Genomic DNA, 20,917 nt, shown 5'->3' with positions numbered 1-20,917 from the left:
TACTTGGGGAACGTTCATGACGCTCATTTTGCGGATATTGGCTATGACGTTGGAGAAAAATTTTCATTCATGAACTCAAAGACGATGCATTCTCTATTTGCTTCAGAACCGTTTGTTCTCAAAGCTTCATTATACAACGCAGATTCGAGGGAATCAGACTTTACTTTTGAAGACAAAAAGCGGTGGATACCTGCTCTATTCAAAAGGGAGTTGTACTACGGAACAGATCAATCTTTTGTCCCGATTGAAATAGTGGATGTTCGTACCATTGGATTTTTCTTATTTACGATAGGTTTTACAGTTTACTATGTTTTATTTACCGTATGGGGATTCATTCAATTGTACCATGCTGGACAATTAAAATTAGCTTGGATACTAAGTTTAATAGTGCTGAATGTTTTTGGTTATGGATTATTTTTGCTAATAAGAAAGAAGGATAATCTTGTTAAGATATATAGCTAGGGGAAAAGGGAGAAAGCATGGATCACGGATATTCCATTTATTACAAGTGAGTCTGCATCCCGCATTATTCTGATTATTCAAATTTAAATGATGAAAAAGAAATCTTGATTCTGAGTAAAAGCTGGTGTGTAGAAGAAAACAAGTTCAAACACTGAGAATATCAATAAGTTAGCTATGAAATTATGAAACTAATTCTCTATACATAAAAGGAAGGTTTCCCCTTCCTTTTATGTATCCATAATAGGTTTAAATCCATAAAAAACTAGTGAATTACTCACATACTTTTTTGTTTTTCCAATGATACAGCATAGAGGCTATCAAAGCAATGACAACAGGACTCAAATTAAACCAATGAGCTGTTGTTATTGCAATCTTTTGTTCACTGTAAAATTTAAAATAATCAATTCCTAATCCGTATCCCAGCAAGCAATAAACGAAAGAAGAGAGAATGAACGCAATGACTGCTATTTTAACTTCCATCTTTCTTATTTTAATTTTCAATCTATTCTTCCTCCTAACTGGATAATTTTAGTATTATTATAGATCATTAAAATATTGCTTTAGCGATGTTTAGTCAGCCTTCTTTGCATTTAGTGGATGGGATTGTTCATTTATAAGTTTTTTTAAATTCATTTAAAAACGAAAGTCCTTATTATTTTGAATCTGTCCTTTATTCGAACGCAACACTTCATTTGAGGTGTTGCGCTTTCTTTTTTGTCTAGAAATTTCGGTAGGGAAAACTTTATTGGATTTCTATAATAATATTATGTAAACAAATTTTAACCATCCCATTATTGATTAAAAAAGGAGTTTAAATCGGTAATCGCAAATCCTTTCTTTCAGCATATTTATAAAACAATACGAAATACTGTATGAGTCTAATATTGGAAGAAAATAAACCAATATGTATTCATTGCGCTTTGAAGTGGGAAGTGTTAACATATTATTCAGATTTATTTTATAGGATATGGAGGAATTGGGATTGGGCAGAGAATTTAACGAGCTATTTGACGAATGGTCCCATTCTTATGATCAAACAGTGTCTGGTCAAGATGCTGAATATGTAGAAGTATTTTCTAAATATGATGAGATTCTTTCAACAGTTGCTGACAAAGCGAAAGGTATTGTTGTAGAATTTGGAGTTGGGACAGGAAATTTAACGACTAAATTGGTTCAAAAAGGTTTGCATGTAATTGGAATCGAACCATCTTCCAATATGAGGAAAATCGCTCGGAATAAGCTTCCAAATGTAAAAATTATAGATGGTGATTTCCTTGATTTTGATGTTACAGAGAAAATCGATACTTTTGTGAGCACGTATGCTTTCCACCACTTAACGGATGTTGAAAAAAGAAAAGCGATTGCCAAATTCAGACAAAGATTAAATCCGCTTGGCCGTGTTGTATTTGCTGATACCGTTTTTGCCACAGATGAGGGTAAGCAAGAAATGATACAGGAATCTTATAAAAAAGGTTTCAATCGTCTTGCTGAAGATTTGCAGCGTGAATATTATACGACCATTCCTGTACTTACGAATTTATTTGAGGAAAATGGTTTTAACGTTTCATTTACGCAATTAAATCGCTTTGTGTGGCTAATGGATGCAAAATTAAAAGGAGATGATAAACATGACGGAACAAAAGAAAATGAACGTTGAAAGTTTTAATTTAGATCATACAAAAGTGAAAGCCCCTTATGTTCGTTTGGCAGGTATTAAAGAGGGGATTCATGGAGATGTCATTCGCAAATACGATATTCGTTTTTGCCAACCGAACAAAGAACACATGGATATGCCAGGACTTCATTCTTTGGAACATATGATGGCAGAATTCAGCCGCAACTATTCTGATAAAATAGTCGATATAAGTCCGATGGGATGCCAAACGGGTTTTTATTTTACTGTTATCAATCATGATGACTATGATGAAGTTCTTGATATCATTGAAAAAACACTTAAAGATGTTTTAAAAGCAACAGAAGTTCCGGCTTGCAATGAAGTTCAATGCGGCTGGGCAGCAAGCCATTCATTAGAAGGGGCAAAAGAAATTGCAAGAAAAATGTTAGCGAAACGTGATGAATGGAAACAAGTTTTTGCCTAAAATGGGGAATGAAAAATGAAATTCGCAAAAAATGTGTTTGAACTTATTGGGAATACACCGTTAGTTGAAATCACTTCTTTTCCCTTGCCTGAAGGTGTACGCCTGTTTGCCAAACTTGAATATCTCAATCCAGGCGGAAGTGTAAAAGATCGTCTCGGGCAATATTTGTTGAAGCGTGCGTTCCAAGAAGGTAAACTAAAAAAAGGTTGGACCATTATTGAACCGACTGCTGGAAACACTGGAATTGGTCTCGCTCTCGCAGCTATTCAATTTGGTGTACAAGCAATATTTGTCGTACCTGAGAAATTCAGTATAGAAAAGCAAACATTGATGAGAGCTCTCGGAGCAAAAGTGATCAATACACCTACGTCTCTTGGAATGGAAGGGGCAATTGAGAAAGCGAAAGAATTGTTGGAAACAACGCCTAATTCTTTTTATCCGGGGCAGTTTCAAAATTTTTCCAATCCTGATACGTATTATGAAAGCCTCGGTCCTGAAATATACGATGCTTTAGACGGCCATGTTGATGTGTTTGTTGCGGGCGCCGGTTCAGGCGGCACTTTTATGGGAACGGCTCGTTATTTAAAAGAAAAAAATCCTCAAATAAAAACGGTGATTGTGGAGCCGGAGGGCTCGATACTAAATGGCGGAGAACCCGGAAGCCATCGTACGGAAGGAATCGGCATGGAATTTCTCCCGCCGTTTATCGATAAAAAGTACTTCGATGCCATTCATACGATTCCTGATGAGGACGCCTTTTTCCGTTTGGCCGAAGTAGCTCGGAAAGAAGGATTGCTTGTAGGAAGCTCTTCAGGTGCAGCGCTTGAAGCTAGTCTGAAAGAAGCGGAAATAGCGAAACCAGGGACCAATATTGTCACCATTTTTCCAGACAGCAGTGAACGTTATTTAAGTAGTGGAATTTATTCATTTTCAAACAATGAATAAAAGATTTTCATTTATTTTCTTTTAAAGGAGTTTTAACATGCGTAAGAAAACAAAATTTATTCACGGTGGTATTAGTCGTGATCCGTATACTGGTGCGGTTTCGACGCCTATTTATCAAGTGAGCACCTACAAACAAGATGGAGTAGGTAATTTTAAATATGAATACTCCAGAACGGGAAACCCGACTCGTGAAGCGTTGGAAAAATTAATTGCCGATATTGAAGAAGGAACGTATGGATTTGCGTTCAGTTCTGGAATGGCGGCCATTACCGCAGCCATTCAATTGTTTTCCGCCGGCGACCACGTCATTGCTACAGATGATGTGTACGGTGGAACGTTCCGCGTCATGACGAAAGTGTTAAATCGTTTCAACATCGATGTTACTTTTGTGGATACAAGTAATCTGGATGCAGTGAAAGAAGCGATTCAACCGAATACGAAAGCGATTTATGTAGAAACGCCAACCAATCCGCTTTTGAAAATCACCGATTTGAAAGCCATTAGTAAAATTGCGAAAGAACATCAATTAACGTTTATCGTAGACAATACATTCAGCACTCCTTATTGGCAAAATCCATTGACGCTTGGGGCTGATATCGTCGTTCACAGCGCAACCAAATATCTTGGAGGACATAGTGATGTCGTCGCCGGACTGATTGTTGTAAAAGATGAAAAACTGGCAGAAGATATTCATTTTATTCAGAATTCAACAGGTGGAATTCTTGGACCACAAGACAGCTGGCTTCTGATGCGCGGCATCAAAACATTAGGTGTCCGCATGGAGGAAATCGAACAGAACACCAAAAGAATCGTGGAATTTTTACAAAACCATCCACAAGTTGAAAAAGTGTACTATCCGGGTCTTGAAACCCATCCAGGACACGAAATTCACCGTTCACAATCTGCCGGATTTGGCGGAATGATTTCCTTTACTGTAGAATCTCAAGAAAAAGCGCTGGATGTATTGAAAAAGACACGCTACTTTACGTTGGCTGAAAGTCTTGGGGCAGTAGAAAGTTTAATTTCGATTCCTTCACTTATGACGCATGCCTCGATTCCACGCGAACGTCGCCTTGAACTCGGCATTGAAGATGGATTGATCCGCATTTCAGTCGGAATTGAAGACATCGAGGATTTGCTTGAAGATCTAGAAGCTGCATTACAATAAAGGTCTATGAGTTCCGTTAAAAATAGAGGTTAAAATATCCCTTGCTTACTGGCAAGGGATATTTTCTTTCAAACGATTTTTTAGTGTTTTTTCCAAATGGGAAATTTCGAATTCAGTTAAAATGAAAGTCGACACATGTAAATGCAATCTCGAAAGCTTATCCAATATACTAAGAAACGCTTTCTGCAATCGTCTCTTTGAAAAATCCGACCTACTTAACTTCAAGCAAATTCTAGATTTCTTCCCTCATCCTGAAACCTTCTTTTTTTATAAATAGATATAGGACGCGTTTCAATCCTCTAAACATTAGTTATCATTCTCTGTTTTCTAAAATTTTGGGTCAATCCGAGAATTCCTTCTATATTTTTTTGAATTAGGCAGCACATTATACGAGAAGTAAGGGATAAATATGAAGGACAAGACGGAAGACAGAAAAAATTCATATTTTGTTTCACTATAAAATATAAATAATTACAAAAGTATGGATGCTCTCCTAATAAAAAACGAGTAGAATGCTTAGGAGAATAAAAACACTTTTTGGAAATGAAGGCTTTAACATTTTCGGAGGTTTCATCAATTGACGGTCTATTTTGTAAGCGTTTCCTCATGTCTTTTTTGACAGAAAGTACTGTACAACAATAACTGAAAAGACAAATGCCTGCGTGTACAGGAATGAATGGTTATTGCTCGATTGTCACACTGTTATAGCCTTTCATCCTGTGACCTATCTTCTGCCATTATTAAATGGACTCATCCAAATTCATAGCGATTCAGAAGTATTTACTTTATTGCCAAAAATGTAGAGAAAATCAGAAATACCCAAGTCTTCATTATAAGGGGGAAATGATGATGAAAGCAGCGAAAATTATTCATCATAAAAAACCATTGGAAATTCAAACCGTGTCGGATCCTAAACCAGGGCCAGAAGACGCGGTGATTAAAATCGAAGCGTGTGGAGTATGCCGCAGTGACTGGCATGCTTGGCAAGGCGATTGGTCGTGGATTGGTTTGTCTCCGGAATTACCCATTACTCCTGGGCATGAATTTGGAGGGATAGTGGAAGAAGTCGGGAAGGATGTGAAGTCATTTCGCCCGGGAGATCGTGTCACCGTTCCGTTCCATTCTGCCTGTGGGCGATGTGAATACTGCAAAAAAGGGGTGCCGAATTTATGCGAGGATCTTCAAATTTACGGATTGGTGTCTGGACTTGAAGGCGGATATGCGGAATATATTTTAATTCGCAACGCGGATTTTAACCTGATCAGGCTCCCTGACAATGTAGACAGTTTGACAGCGGCTGCAGTGGGCTGCCGTTACATGACAGGCTATCACGGTATCGTAAGAGGCAATGTCAAGCCTGGTGATTGGGTCGCTGTACATGGAGCAGGAGGGGTCGGACTTTCTGCCATTCAGGTGGCTAATGCTTTAGGGGCACAAGTCATTGCAGTCGATATTGATGATCAAAAACTTGAAATTGCTAAGCAGGAAGGCGCTGTTGTCACAGTCAATGCCAGAAAAGAAAACGTTTCTGAAGCAATAAAAGAAGTAACAAAAGGCGGTGCCCATGTCGGACTGGATGCTTTAGGGATTAAAGATACCGTGTTAAATTCGGTTTTGTCTCTTAGAAAAGGAGGAAGACATGTTCAAGTAGGGTTAACTACCTCAGAAGAAGGAGGTTTTGTTTCGCTTCCTGTTGACCTCATTACTGCAGCTGAAATTGAATTTGTCGGCAGCCTTGGGAATCCTCATCCGGATTATCGCGGATTACTGAGCTTGATTTCTTCCGGACGACTGAATCCGAAACGATTGATCGAACGGGAAGTCCACTTGAAAGAGGTAAACACGGTATTTGACAATATGACACAATTTAAAACAAAAGGATTTAACGTCATCACTAGATTTCGTTGATGAAAAAAACCTTCCGGATAGCGTTCCGGAAGGGTATTTAGATCGCGATGAGCTTTTGCCAGTGTTCTATTGAGCTATAAAGCGACAAAATTGAATCCGTATCTGATCTTTTTACTATGACTTTTATTGCTGATCTGATTTCCAGTTGAAAGAAAAAGGAATTTTGTTGAGGAATATCGAATCTGTCAAGCAGGAATTTGAATGGTTATAATGGAACATTTTGCACAAATGTTGTTGGATGAACCAGCATCAAATGATACAAAGGGGGTGTATTCCCGGCTGCCAAAATCGTCGTCGTGCACTTTTCGATGGAAGGAATAGTACATCACAGATGTCGTCAACTAACGACGAGCCTCGAAGTACAAGGAAAATCCGACCTGATCCTAAAGCGGCGGTAGGCGATGTTTGCTGGTTCTATCGCCATATTCGAATTTTTACGATTTTAGCAGCTTGGAATGAAATAATGGGTGAAAGGTTTAAAGGAAGAGTAGCCATTGTGACAGGAGGAAGCCGCGGAATTGGAAGAGCGATCGCTGAGCTCTTTGCTGAAGAAGGAGCAAAAGTAGCGATTATAGATTTGAATGAAGAAGCGTTAAGTCAAACGGCTGCTGAATTAAAAGCAAAAGGGTTTGACATTTTTACTAGAGTGGCAAATGTCACTGATGCATCGCAGGTGGAAGACTTTACGAAAAAAACGGTCGACACGTTTGGCTCGATTGATATTCTTGTCAATAATGCTGGAGTCATTCGGGATAACCTGCTTTTCAAAATGACAGACTCTGATTGGAATACCGTGATGGATGTTCATTTAAAGGGATCCTTTTATTGTGCGCGGGCTGTTCAAAAATATATGGTACAAAAACATTATGGTCGTATCATCAACATTTCGTCCACTTCGGCTCTCGGAAATCGAGGTCAGGCCAACTATGCGGCAGCAAAAGCGGGACTGCAAGGGTTTACAAAAACATTGGCTATTGAACTTGGAAAATTTGGGATTACGACTAATGCGGTAGCTCCTGGATTTATCGAAACAGATATGACAAAAGAGACAGCAAAACGACTTGGTTTATCATTTGAGGAATTTGTTCATCACAGCGTTTCACAAATACCGGTTGGAAGAAGCGGAAAGCCTTTCGACATTGCCCATGCTGTCGCCTTCTTTGCAGACGAGAATTCTTCCTTTATCAACGGCCAAGTTTTATACGTAGCGGGAGGTCCGAAAAATTGAAAGGAAGGAGCGACTTAAATGTTTGCGGAACATATTGGAAAATATTCTGAAAAAGTGAAGAATAGAATTGAAAGAAGCGTTGTTAAAAAATTTGCTGAAGCCATAGGCGATCCAAATCCAATCTATTGGGATGAGGAAACTGGAAAAAAATCTAGATATAAAAACAATATCGCTCCGCCAACGTTTCCAAAGGTCTTGGATTACGGTGTGGTGGACGGATTGAAACTTCCAAGCAAAGGGCTTATTCACGGAGAGCAGACTTTTCATTATGAGCGGCCTCTTTTTGTTGAAGAAGAAATTTATTGCTACTCGAAAGTGGAAAAGTACTATGAGAAAAAAGGAAGCAACGATCAGTTAGGATTTTTGGTTATAAAAGGCTACGGAGAAGAACCGTCCGGTGAAATCATTTTTACTACCACACAAACTATCATCATAACTGAAACAGTCAGAAAGGCGATGATCGAATGAAAGAGCTCATAAAATTGCAGGTGGGAGATTCACTGGAAGAGGTACAGCTTCCTCCCGTTACACGGCTTGATTTAATTAAATATGCCGGGGCTTCCGGAGATTACAATCCTATTCATACCATTGATGAAGAAGCGAAAAAAGCCGGTTTGCCGGGAATTATCGCACACGGTATGTGGACAATGGGAAATCTCGCAAAGCTTTTTACTCCTTATTATGAAGATGGGGTTATACAAGATTATTCGGTCCGGTTTAAAAGAATGGTCTTTCTTAACGATATTATTACTTTAAAAGCTACTCTAAAAGAAAAAAATGAGAATCAACTGCGTTTTCATGTTCAAGCTATAAATCAAAACGGGCAGGAAGTGGTAAAAGGAGAAGTTGTATTTTCTCCGTATTAAACATACTAAAGGGCGGATATTTAAGAGTTTTTAAACTGCGAATAGGCCTCCCTTTTTACTGCGGTGCATTTTTGAGAGCCGAGAAGAATCGTGAAGAGAGATGCTGAAATGGGGGACAAGCAGAGAATTCATGATGTGATCTGAATTATACTTGCAACAAAAAATACGAATTTTCACATTATCATTTCTATTTTTATGTTAAAATGTTAGAAAATTTCATTTTAACAGATGATTAGCAGATAAATAGTGGAGGACGATCATGCTTAGACTTCCAATTGACGATCGAACTTATCTCAAATTACTCGAAGAACAGGATGCCGAACCATTATTTAACCTCACGGATTCTTGCAGAACATACCTTAGAGAATGGCTTCCTTGGGTTGACTCGACCAAAGCGGTAGAAGATACGATTTCTTTCATTGAGTCGTCAAAGAAAAAATTTGCTTCAAAAAATGGAATGGATGCAGGTATTTGGTACAACGGTCAGTTGGCGGGGATAATCGGATTACATTTTATTGATTGGACCAACAAGAAAACAAGCATAGGATATTGGTTAGGAGAACCATTTCAAGGCCGTGGTTTGATGACCAAAGCATGTATAGCCATGATCCATCATATTTTCAACGACTTACAATTAAACAGAGTAGAAATAAGATGTGCAGTTTTGAATTCCAAAAGTCGAGCCATCCCAGAAAGATTAGGTTTTTCTAAGGAAGGGACGATCAGGGAGGCTGAATGGCTTTATGACCATTTTGTAGACCACATCGTTTATAGCATGTTAGCCAGAGAATGGAAAACGCAAGAGAAAGATCCGTTTAAACAGTCGATTATCTAACTCTTGAAAAGTCTAAACTTTCCCGAAACTATCAATTGTGATGGGATCGATATTGATAATCTAAAGGATGAGAATTTTCTTACTGTGAATCCACAGTAACCTTGCTTAAAAATTTGGTTTCGCTTCTTAAGAAAGGTAGATTGTCGTGAAGATTAGAAAATTGAATTCAAACGAAGCCCCTCCAATGGATTTACTATTGTTAGCAGATCCTTCCAAAGAATTTGTCGAGGGATATCTAAAAAGAGGTCAATGCTTTGTAGCAGAAGATAATGGACAAATCATCGGAGTCTATATATTATTGCCTACAAGACTAGGAACAGTTGAGTTAGTCAATATGGCCGTTAAAAAAGAGAAACAAGGAATGGGATTGGAAAAGAGTTAGACCAGCATGCTGTACAACATGCGAAAAATCAAGGATATAAAACTATGGAAATAGGTACCGGAAATTCAAGTATAGCACCACTTATCCTTTGTCAAAAATGTGGCTTTAGAATAACAGGAATAGATAGGGATTTCTTCATTCGACATTATTCTGAGGAAATATTTGAAAACGGTATACAATGCAAAGATATGATACGTTTATCAAAAGATCTGTGATGTCTATGTGAGCTGTTAGGAAGATAATAAAGGTCAGCATAGCCTTTAATGAAAATCATAGCAACACAAAATGACCGTTAACGAGAGGAAACGGTTATTCCATAAAAATAGCTGCACTCTAGCAGCTATTTTCAACATGTTTGTTTTTTGGAAATAAAAGAACGGTAGGTTCGTGATATGAAAAAAGCAATGATGATCAAACGGTGACTGCTTGTCCAATACGAGTCGCTTCTGGTACTTCCACGAGACGACCGCTTTTCACGTCATAAATAAATCCGTAGATCGGAATGTAATTTGGCACGAGAGGGTGAGAACGAATGCGTTCAACATCGTCGATGACACTTTGTTTTAGATTACGGATCGGCAAAAATTCTATGTACTCGCCTTCTTTCGAACCGGGGCCTCTTCCTACATCTTTCCAATTTTGTCCGTCAAATTCAGCTGTTTCCAGGCTGTTGGAGAGCAATTGGCGGATCACGTCATTGGTAAATGTCTCCATCCCACAATCGGTATGATGAATCACGAACCATTCTCTTGTTCCTAACAGTTTATATGAGATAATGAGGGAACGAATGGCATCGTCACTTGCCCGACCTCCGGCATTTCGGATCACATGAGCATCACCCTCTGCTAGTCCTGCAAACTTAGCCGGATCAAGACGGGCGTCCATGCAAGTCAGAATGGCAAAACGACGCTTTGGCGGCAGCGGCAAATGGGCTTTATCGCCGAAATGAGCAGAGTATTCTTCGTTGGCGGCCAATACTTCATTTAAAATGTCACTCATTTTCCAACACCCTTTCTTTCGAAACTTCATAAATCATATCTGTTTACTATGATTATATCCAATCGCCGCGTGACCGTCAATTTATTTTTAGAATATTTAGATTTTTATTTTCGGTTTTCTATAAAAAGCGATCATTATTTTCAATAGAATCTATAAAGAGATTTATCCTTATTTTATGAACAGGAATTAGGATCCTTTTTGCGTAATAAAACAAATATAAACGATCTTTTTTGGAGGTGCTGAAGTGACAATTGGTCAAGAGTACTTAAAGGTTGTTCGTGAACGTTTTTTGGATATGAAGAAAACAGCAGAGAGAGCGATGGAACAATTGTCCGAAGATGAACTTTTTTACTGTTTTAACGAAGAATCCAATAGTATTGGCATGATTGTTAAACATATGAACGGCAACATGATTTCGCGCTGGACCGACTTTTTTGCTTCAGACGGAGAAAAACCAAATCGAAATCGCGATGATGAATTTACCAACGATCTAAAAAGCAGGGAAGAACTTCTTGATCACTGGGAAAAAGGATGGCAAATTTTTTTAAAAACTTTATATGAAATCGACGAAAAAGATCTTTTCTTAAATTGCAATATTAAATGCAACAAGTATTGAAAGACCAGATAACCCATGATTAAGTAGAATCGGGACACTCTGCGCGACTTGACGTGGAGTGGTGGGCATGGTAGCCTGGTTGGCCCAGCCAGTACCGTATACCTGGCTTCATGGCTGGTAGCCATGCCCGCAGAGGCTCTTTGTCAAGTTGCTAAAAACCAACCCTTTGGGTTAGCTGGCTTAAGGTTAAGAAGCTAAGCCAGCTAACTCTATTTGGAAACACTCCTCAGGTGTACGATAATTGAGGATCTTCCTTGGAAGATGGTTACACCAATTTTCAACATAGGTAATGGTTTCGTCTGCCACAGAGGAAATGGGTCTCCCCTTTGGTATGAAGCGCCTAATAAGGCCATTATGACGCTCGTTGGTTCCTCGTTCACAGGATGTGTAAGGGTGTGTAAAATAAACCTCTGTTAGATCTTTTTCAACACTAAGGCCGAGGTCAGCAAATTCAGAACCGTTATCAGCCGTAATGGTTTTAAACACTTTAGAGAACCGATTACCATAAGACACTTTCAACTGAGATATGACTTCTGAAACGGATAGACTATCCTTGGCTGTCACTCTCAAAATTATTTCTTTACGGGTTTTGCGCTCAGTAAGAGTCAATAAGGCCTGATCTTTAGTCTTCTTGCCTATAACCGTATCAATTTCCCAGTGACCAAACTCTTGGCGTTCATTGACTTCAATTGGTCGCTCATCGATACTGCGTCCTAAGATCTTCTTATTCTTCCGGTTACGTTTTTTCTTGGTGTTCAGGGTAATTTTCATAGGTAGGTCAATGTTTTTAACGCCTATAAGTCCTAGATCAATATAGTTATAAAGGGTCTTGGTGCAAACCATTTTGTCTTTGAATTTCCCATCACGTTTGGCTCTCCCACATACCGCATCAGGAGACCATTTCTTATCAAGGATCTGAGTTTCGGCATACTTAATAAACTCGATGGCATCGTCTAGTTTTAGCTTGCGGCCACAGGCTTTCCTGTTTCTCTCATAGAGAAGTTGACCTGTGTCTGGAAAATAGACATGAACAATTTTCCCGTTGCTTTTTCTTTGTGGCACTGTACCTCTTCTTAACTCACGGGAGATGGTGCTTTTGTGACAACCAACATAATCTGCAATCTCCTGTTGAGTCTTACCAGCAGCGTGTAAGGCCGCAATTTTCCCACGGTCATAAGCCGTTAAGTGTTTGAAATGCCGAGCTCCTATGGTAGAATTAGTAATTGCCATAGATAAATCCTCCGTATCGATATTGTTTTAGTCGACTTAATCATACGTGGTTTATCTATGGTTTTTCATTTTTTATGCTTGTTGCATTTGATTATACAACTAGCCAAAAAGATCTTTTAAAAACCATCACGATCCGGAATGAGCCTCATACTGTCATCCAAGCTATCGAAAGGCAAATGTACCACTATTCTTATCACATCGGACAGATCGTCTATATTGCAAAACAAATAAAATCTACAGACTGGAAAACGTTAACGATACCAAGGAGGAAGCAGTAGAGTAGCACCATTTTTGGAATGAATGAAGCTGTTAAAATGATTTTTTAAACCAGATTACGATACTGGCTTTTAGGAATTTCTTTTAATGGGGCGAAAGGGGGACTCGATTTGAATTCAGGGAAATCATCTGAGTAACCGTTATGTATTTAGGGAAAATTGTGGAGGCATCGGTTGTTGATCATATTTACAAAGAACCACTTCATCCTTATACGCAAACCCTTGTTTCTTCTATACCTACAGTTTTGAAAGAAGAAAAGCGAAAACGAATTTTTTTAGAAGGGGAGATTCCAAATCCTTCGTCCACTATAAAAGGTTGCTCTTTTCAAAGCCGTTGCTCATTTGCGTATGATAGATGCAAAGTTGAACAGCCAAAGCTAATCAATCTTGATAATGAACGAATGGTTCGTTGTCATTTATATTCTTAAGAAGGTGTGTACAACATGACATTAACCATAACAGAAACCGATCGAGTCGCTTTTGTCATTCCGATAAAGAATTTCCCTCATTTTTTCGGGGCTGACTAGGGAGCTTCCGCTTTTTATCGCTAATAAAACTTGAAACGAATATATTTTTAGAAAATTTTAAAAATAAAATTGACATTTATGGATTTTGGGAGTAAATTTTATATAAAATTAAACCTATATATTTAGTTGGATAAGTAAAGTCTTTCATATTTTTCGTATTTGCCGATTAGTCAACTAAAGGCATCTTCTTCTTTCTAAGAAGCAAAGAAGATAGATGCCTTTTTTTGAAAATTTTTATCAAAATGAATTGGGAAGGGAGAAATGATGATGTCAAACGAAAGAAAGCTCCAGCCTGAAACATTAGCTGTGCATGCAGGGCAAGTTCCAGATCCTACTACTTTATCTAGGGCAGTACCGATTTATCAAACAAGCTCGTTTGTATTTAATGACAGTCAACATGCTGCCGACTTGTTTGGCTTAAAAGAAGAAGGTTTTGTCTACACAAGAATTATTAATCCTACGACTGATGTATTTGAAAAACGAATTGCTGCTCTTGAAGGCGGTGTGGGAGCGCTTGCTCTTGCATCTGGGCAAGCATCTGTCTTTTATTCCATCTTAAATATTGCGTCTGTCGGAGATGAAATTGTTTCTTCATCAAGTCTTTATGGGGGAACGTATAATTTGTTTTCTCATACACTGCCTAGCTTTGGAATTACCGTTAAATTTGTGGATCCTGCCGATCCGAAAAACTTTGAAAAAGCGATTACGAGCAAAACAAAAGCAGTGTTTGCCGAAACGATTGGCAATCCAAAAGGGGACGTATTGGATATCGAAGCCGTTGCGGAAATTGCCCATCATCATTCGATTCCACTCATTGTGGATAACACCATCCCCAGCCCATACTTGCTTCGTCCAATTGACTTTGGGGCAGATATTGTTGTGCATTCTGCCACAAAATTTATCGGAGGGCATGGAAATGCAATCGGCGGCGTTATTGTCGACAGCGGAAAGTTTGACTGGAAAAAGAGCGGAAAGTTCCCGGGATTAACCGATCCGGATCCAAGCTACCACGGCCTAATCTACACAGAAGAAGCCGGAGAAGCGGCCTATATTACAAAAGCACGCGTAAAACTGCTTAGAGATCTTGGTGCGCCTTTGTCGCCATTCAACTCATTCCTATTTTTGCAAGGACTTGAAACTTTACATTTGCGTTTAGAACGCCATAGCCAAAATGCTTTGGAGGTAGCGAAGTTTTTAGAAAAAGAAGAAGCTGTTAAATCAGTAAGTTATCCTGGGTTGGAAAGCCATCCTTCTTATGAATTAGCGAAAAAGTATTTGCCAAAAGGCCAAGGTGTCGTCTTAACATTTGAAATTAAAGGCGGCGTTGAAGCAGGGAAAAAATTGATTGATTCCGTTCAGCTATTTTCTCACTTAGCCAATATTGGTGATTCCAAATCTTTAATTATTCATCCGGCCAGCACAACGCATCAGCAATTAAGCAGCGAGGAACAATTAGATACCGGCGTTACACCTGGACTTATTCGTTTATCTGTAGGTACAGAGGCAATTGACGATATTCTGTATGATCTAAAGCAAGCCATTAAAGCCAGTCAAGAAGTAACTTCCTTTGTGAAGTAAACTCTTTTTTATCGAATCCCCCTCTTAGTTTAATATATTTGTTTTGAGCTCAATCAAATGACGATTGAGCTTTTTTTGGTGCGACGAGCATATCAATCCAATAGTCTGCCATGTGCCAAACCCTAGAATGGGATTGTTTTATCTGCAAGAAAAAGCCATTTAGATCAGTACTTCCAATGAATTAATAGATTTTTTCTATTAATTGTATAAATCTTTCTATCACCGGAAGTCTTGCCATTTCGCGATTTTTGGTGGTAGGATAAATCACAATAATAAAACCTATTATTTCTACCAATTAACTAAGAATAAACAAGGAGAAAGGTAGCGAAAATGAGAAAACTTTATTTATTGGTCTTATTCACGGTTTTATTTGCTATTTTAGTAGGTTGCGGCAAAAACGAAGCCCTTGTCAATGGAAAAGAATCAAAAGGTACAACTGAAAAGAAAACAGTAACATTAAAGATTGGAGCTTCATCGACACCACATGCGGAAATTCTTGAATTTATTAAACCAAAGCTAGAAAAAGAAGGTGTAAAGCTTGACATTAAAATCATTAACGATGGCATTCTGACAAATGAACAGACAGCAAATGGCGAGTTGGATGCAAACTATTTCCAGCATACTCCATTTTTAAAACAGACAAACAAAGATAGCGGGTTAAATCTCGTGAAAGTTGTCGGTGTTCACATCGAGCCGTTTGGCGTTTATTCGAAAAAAATCAAATCGATTGACGAACTGCCAAAAGGGGCAAAGATAGCCATTCCAAAGGATCCTGTTAACTTCTCTCGCGCTTTGCAATTGTTCGCCGCCAACGGACTGATTGAATTAAATGAATCTTCAAATACAAACAAAAATTATACCGTGCAAGACATAAAGAAAAATGAGAAAAAACTTCAATTTATTCCAGTTGATGGTCCGCTTCTGGTGCGTTCACTGGACGATGTCGAGGCGGCCGCCATTAATACAAACTACGCTTTGGAGGCGGGGCTTAAACCAAAAAAAGATGCTCTGATCATAGAGGGAGATAAGTCCCCGTATGTCAACATTTTAGTAGCTCGTCCAGACAATAAGGATTCAGATGCGATTCAAAAACTTGCAAAAGCATTAACAAGTCCAGAAGTAAAGAAGTTTATTGAAGACAAATATGATGGAGCTGTTGTTCCGGCATTTTAAGGCAGGGGGAGTAAAGTGATTGAGTTTCGCAATATATCGAAAATTTTTAAAAATGAAAATCGAACGATCGAAGCGTTAAAAAATATCAATTTGACGATTGAGAAAGGGGAAATTTTCGGCGTTATTGGCTTTAGTGGAGCGGGAAAAAGTACATTGATTCGAATGGTTAATTTGCTGGAAAACCCCACCTCCGGACAAATTTTAGTCGATGGCCAAGATTTTTCACAGTTATCAGAAAAAGAGTTGCGTCAATCGAAAAAAAACATCGGAATGATTTTTCAGCAATTTAATTTACTGGGGTCCAAAACCGTTTTTGACAATGTCGCGATGCCTCTTAAGCTTAGTAAAACACCTAAATCAGTTATTGCTAAGCGCGTTCATGAATTATTAAATTTTGTCGGTCTTTCTGATAAAGCGAACAGCTATCCGAATCAGTTATCAGGCGGTCAAAAGCAGCGTGTAGGCATCGCTCGTGCATTGGCTACAAATCCATCGATTCTCCTTTGTGATGAACCGACTTCGGCACTTGACCCGCAAACAACGACGTCGATTTTGCAGCTTTTAAAACGAGTAAATCAGAAATACAACGTGACGATTTTGATTATTACACACGAAATGGAAGTGATTAAGCAAATATGTGATCGTGTTGCCGTGATGCAGGACGGCGAGATCATCGAAGAAGGCACGATTTTAGATATTTTTTCCAACCCAAAAACTGAGACGGCACGCAATTTTGTTCATTCGGTTTTAAGAGACGAGATACCACCTAGTATTTTTAATATGATTCAATCCAGCAATACATTTAGCAAAATTTACAATATCGAATTTGTTGGAGAAAGTTCCGGAAAGCCTATTTTATCGCAAGTGGCAAAATCGTTCGCGGTGGATGTGAACATTTTGTTTGGCAGTATCAATGAGCTACAGGGAGTTCCATTTGGAAATTTGATCGTTGAGTTGCAGGGAGAAAAAGAAGAAATTTCTCGAGCCTATGATTTTATTGTTCAGCAAAAAGTGATAGTGAATGAGGTGATTCGCAATGGAAGTTAGTCCGGAGTTAATTTTACAGGCATGCTGGGAGACGTTGTATTTGGTTAGCGTGTCGCACATATTTGGGTCATTAATTGGTTTGCCTCTTGGAATTTTATTAGTCGTCACTCGAAAAGGTCATATTTTAGAGAATACGTTTATATTTTCCGTTTTAAATCCGATTGTCAATATTTTACGGTCGATTCCGTTCATTATTTTGCTCGTTGCGATCATTCCGTTTACGAGATTTTTGGTCGGTACGGCAATTGGGACAACGGCAGCCATAGTTCCGCTTGTCCTTCATATCGGACCGTACATGTCGCGGCTGATTGAAAATTCTCTCCTGGAAGTGGATAAAGGAATTATTGAAAGCGCACAAGCGATGGGCGCCGCTCCATTGCAAATTATTTTCCGCTTTCTGTTGCCGGAGGCGCTTCCTTCTATTGTTTTAAGCATCACAACAGCCACGATTGGCCTCATCGGTGCTACAGCGATGGCAGGAGCAGTGGGCGGCGGCGGTTTAGGTGACTTGGCGATTACCTATGGTTATCAGCGTTTCAGCACAATCACCATTGTGGTCACGGTTGTGATACTGGTCTTGCTTGTGCAGGTCATACAATCACTGGGGAATTTTATCGAGCGAAAAATGAGAAAGATGTAGTCAGCATGTAAATGAGAGAGAAGGAGGAAAGATGGTGAAAAAAGCCTTTATATCGATTCTTGTTTTTATTTTGTTCCTTAGTTTGGGAGGGTGCGGAAAAACAACGGTAAGTGAAACGAAAGACAAAAAAATTAAGGTTGGTATTCGCAGTTCTGAATTACGTACGTGGGAATTCATAAAAAAGAAAGCGAAAAAGGAAGGGTTGGATCTTGAATTGGTTAATTTTAACGCCTCTGTTGACCCCAATCAGGCTTTAGCTGAAGGTGATATTGATGTCAATGCGTTTCAGCATATTGCCTATTTAACGAGCTTTAATGAAAAAAACGGTACAGATATTGTCCCGATCGGAACGACGATTATTGCACCGTTAGGTCTTTATTCAAAGAAATACAAATCTCTTGATGAGCTGCCCAAAAAGGCCAAAATCGCAGTGCCAAATGATGCATCGAACTGGGGGCGTGCCTTGTTATTATTGCAAGAAGCAAAGCTGATCAAAGTAGTGGACAATTTTGATGGAAATGGCGGAGTGGACAAAATCAAAGAAAATCCAAAAAACATTAAGATTATTCCCGTTGATGGGGCAAATACTCTGCGAGTCATGGATGACGTTGATGCATCTATTATTAACAACGGTGTAGCGGTAGAAGCAGGATTGTATTTGAAAGATGCGCTCATTCATGAAAGCAAAACGGCTAAGCCTTATATCAACGTGATTGCGGCGCGGAAAGAAGACGCCAACCGCCCTGAGTTAAAGAAATTAGTCAAAATTTATCAAACAGATGAAGTGGCGAATTTCATTAAGAAAACTTATAAAGGCAACTACATTCCAACGTTTATTTCGTTAAAGGAGTTAAAAACATTTAAAGACGCTTACAAAAACTAAAAGGAATTTCATAACTTTGGGGGAGATAAAATTGGCAAAGAAAAAGCAGATTAAATTGGCTGCTTATTTAATTGGAACGGGGATGCATATCGCATCATGGCGGCATCCGGATGCGAAACCGACAGCAAGCATAGACGTCCATCACTTTATCCAACTTGCCCAAACGGCAGAACGAGGTAAATTTGATATGGTGTTTTTCCCCGATAGCTTGGCGATTAACGAGGATTCCCATCCAAACATTTTAAATCGATTCGACCCCGTCGTTTTAATTACAGCGATTGCCACGGCAACATCCAAAATTGGTCTCGTCGCAACGGCTTCAACTTCTTACGGAGAACCGTATATTCTGGCACGGCAATTCGCTTCGGTCGACCATATTAGTAACGGACGCGTTGGCTGGAATGTTGTAACAACAGGAGACGCTACGGGTGCTACGGCGCTAAACTTCAGCAGAACAGAGCACTATCCACACGATGAACGTTATCGAAGAGCTGAAGAATTTATTGATGTTGTTCAAGGACTGTGGGATTCTTGGGAAGATGATGCTTTTGTCTTCGACAAGGAGAAGGGAGTGTTTTTTGATTCAGAGAAGCTCCATACGCTTGATTATAAAGGACAATATTTCTCCGTTCGCGGTCCATTGAACATTGCACGATCGACGCAAGGACATCCGGTTATTGTGCAAGCAGGATCTTCAGAACCGGGTCAGCGGTTAGCCGCAAGAACGGCGGAAGTTGTTTTCGCACAACGTAGTGATTTGGAGAAAGCAAAGGAATTTTACAAAAACTTAAAATCCAAAATGTCAGACTATGGCCGTCATTCAGATGAACTTTCGATTTTAGTCGGCATTTCGCCCATTATTGGGGAGACGGAAGAATTGGCACAAAGAAAATTTGAGGAGCTGCAAAAGCTTGTTCATCCATACCAAGCCTTAAAATTCTTGTCAGGGTACATGGGAAATGTAGATTTTACAAAATATTCACTTGATACACCGGTAAAAGAAGTGAACCTTCCAGATGAAATAAATGGAATTCAGAGTCATTATGAAGAGATAAAACGAATGATTTACACAGAAGATTTAACAGTCGGTCAGCTTTACTCTCGTCTTTTCATCGGTGCAGGCAGGTTTGACAGTTTTGTCGGTACTCCGGAAAAGGTCGCAGCTGAAATGGAAAAATGGGTTGCGGAAGAGGCGGCGGACGGCTTTATTCTTCAGTCACCGTTGTACCCGAGAGATTTAGAAGATTTCGTAAATCATGTCGTACCCATTCTTCAAGAACGCGGTCTATTTCGACGTGAATATGAAGGAGATACGTTGCGCGATCATTTAGGGCTTCAGAAGCCAATTAATCGTTATACGCAAGCAAGACAATCCAAATTAGCTAACAAATAAAGAGGGAATTGCATCATAAAATAGAGAGAGTTCTATCCTTATATAAGGAACGAAAAATAAGCAGTGCTTGTTAGTGGCCGGCCAATCAAATAGCTAAAAGAGCTCATATGGACGATAAAAATGAAGTACTCCCGTTTCAATACTTTGATTTGCTACGCCAAAGAAGGTAATTGAAGTTGACAAGAGAAAATTTTTCTTATGTACACTGAATATCGCTAATCCAGGAAAACTTGCTTGAGGAGACGATTCGACTGCCCTTGGCGGTAGTTGGCATCTCCTCGTTTTTTCATTTGTACAGCGTTCGCCCTTGAAAGCAAGGAGCGTTTTCCAGACTTTCAAAACAGACGTGAAAAGGGGAAAATGCTGAATAGCTTTTTAACATAAGAGAGAACGGCAAGATTCTTTATCCCTCAACGACTAAAAGAGCTTCACATCGCAGCAATTGAACGAAATCCATGGTTAACAACTCGGAAGTGATGAATGGAAAAACAGGAAGTGAAAGATGACTTTTGATGCCAATGTATTATGCGATAGTTTGGTTATATAAGGATTCTTTGCAAATAATAAAGTTCAAATATAAACGAAAATCGGCAAATGGACTTCCAACGAATCATGAAAAGAGGTCCTGTATTGACGATTTCGTTACGGCGAGTGATTGGAATT

22 protein-coding genes and 1 pseudogene are annotated in these 20,917 nt (G+C 39.1%); 20 read left to right on the top strand and 3 right to left on the bottom strand.

Features of this window, described 5'->3' with window-relative positions; translation table 11 throughout:
- Window positions 1–69: 69 nt before the first annotated feature.
- Window positions 70–462 (top strand): hypothetical protein, encoded by a 393-nt coding sequence (locus N1I86_RS01195; protein WP_341094543.1) that lies wholly within the window; start codon window positions 70–72, stop codon window positions 460–462.
- Between the two features lie 270 nt (window positions 463–732).
- Here N1I86_RS01195 and N1I86_RS01190 read toward each other — a convergent pair whose 3' ends face one another.
- Window positions 733–963, bottom strand: a complete 231-nt coding sequence (locus tag N1I86_RS01190; RefSeq protein WP_341094540.1) for a hypothetical protein — start codon at window positions 961–963, stop codon at window positions 733–735.
- A 481-nt stretch (window positions 964–1,444) separates the two neighbouring features.
- Between N1I86_RS01190 and N1I86_RS01185 the strand changes: the two genes are divergently transcribed.
- From N1I86_RS01185 to N1I86_RS01140, 10 genes and pseudogenes are all read left to right on the top strand, one after another.
- Window positions 1,445–2,119: a class I SAM-dependent DNA methyltransferase gene (locus N1I86_RS01185; RefSeq protein ID WP_340396389.1), complete on the top strand. Its 675-nt coding sequence runs from the start codon at window positions 1,445–1,447 to the stop codon at window positions 2,117–2,119.
- A complete protein-coding gene (locus N1I86_RS01180) occupies window positions 2,091–2,561 on the top strand; it encodes an S-ribosylhomocysteine lyase (RefSeq protein ID WP_048623280.1) in 471 nt (156 codons plus the stop codon). Before N1I86_RS01185 ends, N1I86_RS01180 begins: the two co-directional genes overlap by 29 nt.
- A 15-nt stretch (window positions 2,562–2,576) precedes the next feature.
- Window positions 2,577–3,506, top strand: coding sequence for a PLP-dependent cysteine synthase family protein (locus tag N1I86_RS01175; RefSeq protein ID WP_341094537.1), 930 nt, complete (start codon window positions 2,577–2,579; stop codon window positions 3,504–3,506).
- Between the two features lie 37 nt (window positions 3,507–3,543).
- A complete protein-coding gene (locus tag N1I86_RS01170) occupies window positions 3,544–4,674 on the top strand; it encodes a bifunctional cystathionine gamma-lyase/homocysteine desulfhydrase (RefSeq protein ID WP_341094535.1) in 1,131 nt (376 codons plus the stop codon).
- An 849-nt stretch (window positions 4,675–5,523) separates the two neighbouring features.
- Window positions 5,524–6,582, top strand: a complete 1,059-nt coding sequence (locus N1I86_RS01165; protein WP_341094532.1) for a zinc-dependent alcohol dehydrogenase family protein — start codon at window positions 5,524–5,526, stop codon at window positions 6,580–6,582.
- 463 nt (window positions 6,583–7,045) lie between these two features.
- A complete protein-coding gene (locus N1I86_RS01160) occupies window positions 7,046–7,810 on the top strand; it encodes a beta-ketoacyl-ACP reductase (protein ID WP_341097213.1) in 765 nt (254 codons plus the stop codon).
- 18 nt (window positions 7,811–7,828) lie between these two features.
- Complete coding sequence (locus tag N1I86_RS01155; RefSeq protein WP_327797682.1) at window positions 7,829–8,278, top strand: MaoC family dehydratase N-terminal domain-containing protein; 450 nt, start codon at window positions 7,829–7,831, stop codon at window positions 8,276–8,278.
- Window positions 8,275–8,676 carry a MaoC family dehydratase gene (locus N1I86_RS01150; RefSeq protein WP_341094528.1) on the top strand — a complete coding sequence of 134 codons (402 nt, stop codon included), beginning with the start codon at window positions 8,275–8,277 and terminating at the stop codon, window positions 8,674–8,676. Before N1I86_RS01155 ends, N1I86_RS01150 begins: the two co-directional genes overlap by 4 nt.
- Before the next feature lie 259 nt (window positions 8,677–8,935).
- Window positions 8,936–9,511, top strand: coding sequence for a GNAT family N-acetyltransferase (locus N1I86_RS01145; protein ID WP_341094526.1), 576 nt, complete (start codon window positions 8,936–8,938; stop codon window positions 9,509–9,511).
- Between the two features lie 145 nt (window positions 9,512–9,656).
- Window positions 9,657–10,108 (top strand): annotated as a pseudogene (locus N1I86_RS01140) (GNAT family N-acetyltransferase).
- 196 nt (window positions 10,109–10,304) lie between these two features.
- Here N1I86_RS01140 and N1I86_RS01135 read toward each other — a convergent pair.
- The gene (locus tag N1I86_RS01135; protein ID WP_327797678.1) at window positions 10,305–10,892 is read right to left on the bottom strand and encodes a beta-class carbonic anhydrase; all 588 of its coding nucleotides are present in this window, start codon (window positions 10,890–10,892) and stop codon (window positions 10,305–10,307) included.
- A gap of 244 nt (window positions 10,893–11,136) precedes the next feature.
- Between N1I86_RS01135 and N1I86_RS01130 the strand changes: the two genes are divergently transcribed.
- Window positions 11,137–11,508, top strand: coding sequence for a DUF1572 family protein (locus tag N1I86_RS01130; protein WP_341094524.1), 372 nt, complete (start codon window positions 11,137–11,139; stop codon window positions 11,506–11,508).
- Between the two features lie 186 nt (window positions 11,509–11,694).
- On the opposite strand, the gene N1I86_RS01125 is transcribed toward N1I86_RS01130, so the two are convergent.
- Complete coding sequence (locus N1I86_RS01125; RefSeq protein ID WP_048622401.1) at window positions 11,695–12,738, bottom strand: IS30 family transposase; 1,044 nt, start codon at window positions 12,736–12,738, stop codon at window positions 11,695–11,697.
- Between the two features lie 74 nt (window positions 12,739–12,812).
- Between N1I86_RS01125 and N1I86_RS01120 the strand changes: the two genes are divergently transcribed.
- The 8 genes from N1I86_RS01120 to N1I86_RS01085 all read left to right on the top strand — a co-directional run bounded on the left by N1I86_RS01120 (window position 12,813) and on the right by N1I86_RS01085 (window position 20,254).
- Window positions 12,813–13,016 (top strand): DUF1572 family protein, encoded by a 204-nt coding sequence (locus N1I86_RS01120; protein WP_445662250.1) that lies wholly within the window; start codon window positions 12,813–12,815, stop codon window positions 13,014–13,016.
- A 140-nt stretch (window positions 13,017–13,156) separates the two neighbouring features.
- Complete coding sequence (locus tag N1I86_RS01115) at window positions 13,157–13,441, top strand: oligopeptide/dipeptide ABC transporter ATP-binding protein (RefSeq protein ID WP_341094523.1); 285 nt, start codon at window positions 13,157–13,159, stop codon at window positions 13,439–13,441.
- Window positions 13,442–13,807: 366 nt separating this feature from the next.
- Window positions 13,808–15,118, top strand: coding sequence for a homocysteine synthase (locus N1I86_RS01110; protein WP_341094521.1), 1,311 nt, complete (start codon window positions 13,808–13,810; stop codon window positions 15,116–15,118).
- Between the two features lie 330 nt (window positions 15,119–15,448).
- Window positions 15,449–16,291 (top strand): MetQ/NlpA family ABC transporter substrate-binding protein, encoded by an 843-nt coding sequence (locus N1I86_RS01105; RefSeq protein WP_341094519.1) that lies wholly within the window; start codon window positions 15,449–15,451, stop codon window positions 16,289–16,291.
- Window positions 16,292–16,306: 15 nt separating this feature from the next.
- Window positions 16,307–17,338: a methionine ABC transporter ATP-binding protein gene (locus N1I86_RS01100; RefSeq protein WP_341094516.1), complete on the top strand. Its 1,032-nt coding sequence runs from the start codon at window positions 16,307–16,309 to the stop codon at window positions 17,336–17,338.
- Entirely contained in the window at window positions 17,328–17,978 is a 651-nt protein-coding gene (locus N1I86_RS01095; RefSeq protein ID WP_341094514.1) for a methionine ABC transporter permease, read from the top strand. The genes N1I86_RS01100 and N1I86_RS01095 overlap by 11 nt, the downstream gene beginning before the upstream one ends.
- A gap of 31 nt (window positions 17,979–18,009) precedes the next feature.
- Complete coding sequence (locus tag N1I86_RS01090) at window positions 18,010–18,861, top strand: MetQ/NlpA family ABC transporter substrate-binding protein (RefSeq protein WP_341094512.1); 852 nt, start codon at window positions 18,010–18,012, stop codon at window positions 18,859–18,861.
- A gap of 31 nt (window positions 18,862–18,892) precedes the next feature.
- Window positions 18,893–20,254, top strand: coding sequence for an LLM class flavin-dependent oxidoreductase (locus N1I86_RS01085; protein WP_341094510.1), 1,362 nt, complete (start codon window positions 18,893–18,895; stop codon window positions 20,252–20,254).
- The last annotated feature ends 663 nt before the right edge of the window (window positions 20,255–20,917 follow it).

This window comes from Bacillus sp. FSL W8-0116 (assembly GCF_038003825.1).
Taxonomy (GTDB): Bacteria; Bacillota; Bacilli; order Bacillales; family DSM-4216; genus Bacillus_O; species Bacillus_O smithii.
This window is presented reverse-complemented; position numbering and strand designations above follow the sequence as displayed.

Bases quoted from the DNA above. Each gene is read 5' to 3' on its own strand.
- N1I86_RS01110 (WP_341094521.1), top strand. From the start codon at position 13,808: ATGTCAAACGAAAGAAAGCTCCAGCCTGAAACATTAGCTGTGCATGCA.
- N1I86_RS01160 (WP_341097213.1), top strand. From the start codon at position 7,046: ATGGGTGAAAGGTTTAAAGGAAGAGTAGCCATTGTGACAGGAGGAAGC.
- N1I86_RS01125 (WP_048622401.1), bottom strand. From the start codon at position 12,738: ATGGCAATTACTAATTCTACCATAGGAGCTCGGCATTTCAAACACTTA.
- N1I86_RS01165 (WP_341094532.1), top strand. From the start codon at position 5,524: ATGAAAGCAGCGAAAATTATTCATCATAAAAAACCATTGGAAATTCAA.
- N1I86_RS01155 (WP_327797682.1), top strand. From the start codon at position 7,829: ATGTTTGCGGAACATATTGGAAAATATTCTGAAAAAGTGAAGAATAGA.
- N1I86_RS01180 (WP_048623280.1), top strand. From the start codon at position 2,091: ATGACGGAACAAAAGAAAATGAACGTTGAAAGTTTTAATTTAGATCAT.
- N1I86_RS01170 (WP_341094535.1), top strand. From the start codon at position 3,544: ATGCGTAAGAAAACAAAATTTATTCACGGTGGTATTAGTCGTGATCCG.
- N1I86_RS01195 (WP_341094543.1), top strand. From the start codon at position 70: ATGAACTCAAAGACGATGCATTCTCTATTTGCTTCAGAACCGTTTGTT.
- N1I86_RS01115 (WP_341094523.1), top strand. From the start codon at position 13,157: ATGTATTTAGGGAAAATTGTGGAGGCATCGGTTGTTGATCATATTTAC.
- N1I86_RS01145 (WP_341094526.1), top strand. From the start codon at position 8,936: ATGCTTAGACTTCCAATTGACGATCGAACTTATCTCAAATTACTCGAA.
- N1I86_RS01095 (WP_341094514.1), top strand. From the start codon at position 17,328: ATGGAAGTTAGTCCGGAGTTAATTTTACAGGCATGCTGGGAGACGTTG.
- N1I86_RS01105 (WP_341094519.1), top strand. From the start codon at position 15,449: ATGAGAAAACTTTATTTATTGGTCTTATTCACGGTTTTATTTGCTATT.
- N1I86_RS01175 (WP_341094537.1), top strand. From the start codon at position 2,577: ATGAAATTCGCAAAAAATGTGTTTGAACTTATTGGGAATACACCGTTA.
- N1I86_RS01150 (WP_341094528.1), top strand. From the start codon at position 8,275: ATGAAAGAGCTCATAAAATTGCAGGTGGGAGATTCACTGGAAGAGGTA.
- N1I86_RS01120 (WP_445662250.1), top strand. From the start codon at position 12,813: ATGCTTGTTGCATTTGATTATACAACTAGCCAAAAAGATCTTTTAAAA.
- N1I86_RS01090 (WP_341094512.1), top strand. From the start codon at position 18,010: ATGGTGAAAAAAGCCTTTATATCGATTCTTGTTTTTATTTTGTTCCTT.
- N1I86_RS01135 (WP_327797678.1), bottom strand. From the start codon at position 10,892: ATGAGTGACATTTTAAATGAAGTATTGGCCGCCAACGAAGAATACTCT.